Origin of the sequence: Bartonella sp. AP40SXNS (assembly GCF_042195825.1) — a bacterium.
Lineage (GTDB): Bacteria > Pseudomonadota > Alphaproteobacteria > Rhizobiales > Rhizobiaceae > Bartonella.
Genome location: NZ_JBHIPB010000051.1, coordinates 1 through 2,599, shown reverse-complemented (window position 1 = coordinate 2,599; position 2,599 = coordinate 1). Strand labels below are relative to the sequence as shown.

Genomic DNA, 2,599 nt, shown 5'->3' with positions numbered 1-2,599 from the left:
AAAACTTCAGTTAAGCGTGTGATATGAGTTTGAGCAAGATCACCAACATTTATTGCCCATTTTTTCCAATAGCTAGGGTCGTAATTTCTCTTAACAATAGCTGCTCTAATGACATCCGGATATTGAGAAAAAAGGGATAATTCTTCTTCTGGTTTATATCCGTGAAAGGATTCATAAGTTGGTGATCCAATGTTCAGTCCTGAATATTCTGATTTTGAGCGTATAGGTAAGTCATCAATAACCACAGTTGTATCTTCTGAGGTAGCCTTTTGAGAAGGAACAATAATATCAAGGGCATAGCTTACGTCCTGTTTTATGGACATATGGTGGATTATTTTATTAAAACTCTCATCATGGGCACGCAAAGCATTGACGACTTGCCAGATGACATCATATTTTGGATTATTTTCCAAGGCTTGTACTGGTGGAATGCCAGCCGGTACTCCAACGGGTAGAATGATATAGCCTCTTTTCTTACCCTCTGCTCGACGCATAACACGGCCTATTGCTTGAATAATCTCAATTTGACTTTTTCGCGGGTGTAAGAATAGAACAGCATCAAGAGCAGGAATATCAACACCCTCAGAAAGACAGCGTACATTGGTTAGCACACGACACGTATTTTCCCCCGCATCTTCCTTTAACCAGTCAAGTTGTTTTGTACGCTCTTTAGCACTAAAGGTTCCATCAATATGGGCAAGAGTACAGTTAAGAGGGGGAGTATCTTTATAGTTTTTATGAAGGGCGTGCAAAGATTCTTGAACTTTTTCTTTTTTGAATTCCTTGCATATGCGTTTAGAAGTCTCAATATCTTTGCAAAATGCTAAAGCTCTACGCATGGGATTGGGGTCATCTTCAAGATCAAGTTTCAGATCCATTTTGGTAAGGGCTCTATAACAGCCATTAATCTTGGTCCTATCGTCAAGAATAAGTTCATAATTCTTATCGGTAATAAGATGTTGAATGGATTGGCTTACTTCTTTTTCATTGACAACTAATATGATAACTTTACAAGGTGATAACAGTTTATGTTCTAGAGCTTCCGCAAATGTATAATGATGCAGTTCTTTGCCATAAATTTTTTCGTCATCCATAGAGGCAAGAACAGTATCAGATAGGTCAGCTTTCCTTTTTATCTTATCTGTAAAGATTTTGGGGGTTGCTGTCATATATAGACGTTTTTTACCCCGAATGATTCTGTTATCATGAACCTTGATAAATTCAGATTCACGCTTGTCTGTTCCTAACACAGCCCCAGTTGTTCTATGTGCTTCATCGCAAATGATTAGATCAAATTCGGGTAAACCATGCTCTTTTTGCGCATCTGAAATCACTTGGATAGAATGGTAAGTTGAAAACACCACCGTCATTGCATCTGCTAGGTTTTCGCAAGCTTCTTTGGCAAGGGTTTGGGCATCCGTGGTAGCAGGGAGAACAAGATCTGATGTTTCCATGCCAACAATATCATCTTGGTTCTTACGACGCTTGCCTACTTTTGTATCCGAACACACAGCAAAAGAACGCAAAGGTACTTGTGCATCGGCTGTCCATTCACGGATTGTTTGTGAGACTAAAGCCAGAGAAGGGACCAGAAACAAAACACGCTTGCCTTTCCCAGCAAGGGTTTCTGCTATCTTCAAACTGGTGAAAGTCTTCCCCGTACCACATGCCATGATCAGCTTGCCACGGTCTGCTTCTTTTAAACCTTCACAGACTTTCTTGATGGCTTCTTCTTGATGGGAACGAGGCTCTTTGGTTGATTTCAGAACCACTTCTTGTTTTGTTGCAAATATTTGCCAATCTATCCGACTGTTTTCCATATGACGAAGGTCAATGCGATAAACGGGTATCGCTTGTCCTTTAATCATGGTATTCACATTGTCACTTAATTCCACTTCTGTGCTGTCAACGAGAAGACGATATTTAAAGATGTCTTTTCCAGATGCCGCGATAAAGCTATCAATATCCTTTTTACTGATCTGATGATCTGCTTGATAAAACTTACATTGAATAGCGACATAACCCTCTTGATTGCGAAGTTTGGCAACCAGATCAATGCCGATATCATTTTTATTCCAACCTTCACGCTCTTTCGCCCATTCATAATAGCTCTCAACTTTTTCATATCGCCCATAGTGGAGAGGGTCATACATAAGATATTTTGTCACAAAATCTTCAAATACTTTCCCCCGTAGAGCATTTGATGTTGCCTGTTCACGATAGGATTGTAAAAGGGAGCGTAAAGTGATGTGTTTGTTATCATACTTAATAGATTGCAGCATATTGTAATAAAAATCCCTTGCCTTATGATATGATCAATAATCATCAAAAAAATCAAAACGAATTCAATTAAATGCATTTAAAGCAAATAACGATAAAAATGGGAAAAAACTGCTAAAAAAGCCGATATTTTTTCAAAAGGGGTTTAAAAGGCTGTTTATCAACAGCCCATGACATAGGATAAGATCAGCAAAGTAGTAAAATTTGCTGTTCGTTTCACGTGTTCATCAAGACAAATGAACTATGTGCTTTTAAGATATCATAATGAGTATTTTGATAGGTTTTATGAGTCACTAAAATAGTCTATTTTGTCAGTTCA

The 2,599-nt window shown here is 38.3% G+C and carries 1 protein-coding gene; it reads right to left on the bottom strand.

Annotation, left to right across the window (positions count from 1 at the left end; translation table 11 throughout):
• A partial coding sequence (locus ACFILZ_RS09525) for a DEAD/DEAH box helicase family protein (RefSeq protein ID WP_375611023.1) occupies positions 1-2,282 on the bottom strand: 2,282 nt, incomplete at its 3' end.
• Positions 2,283-2,599 lie beyond the last annotated feature (317 nt).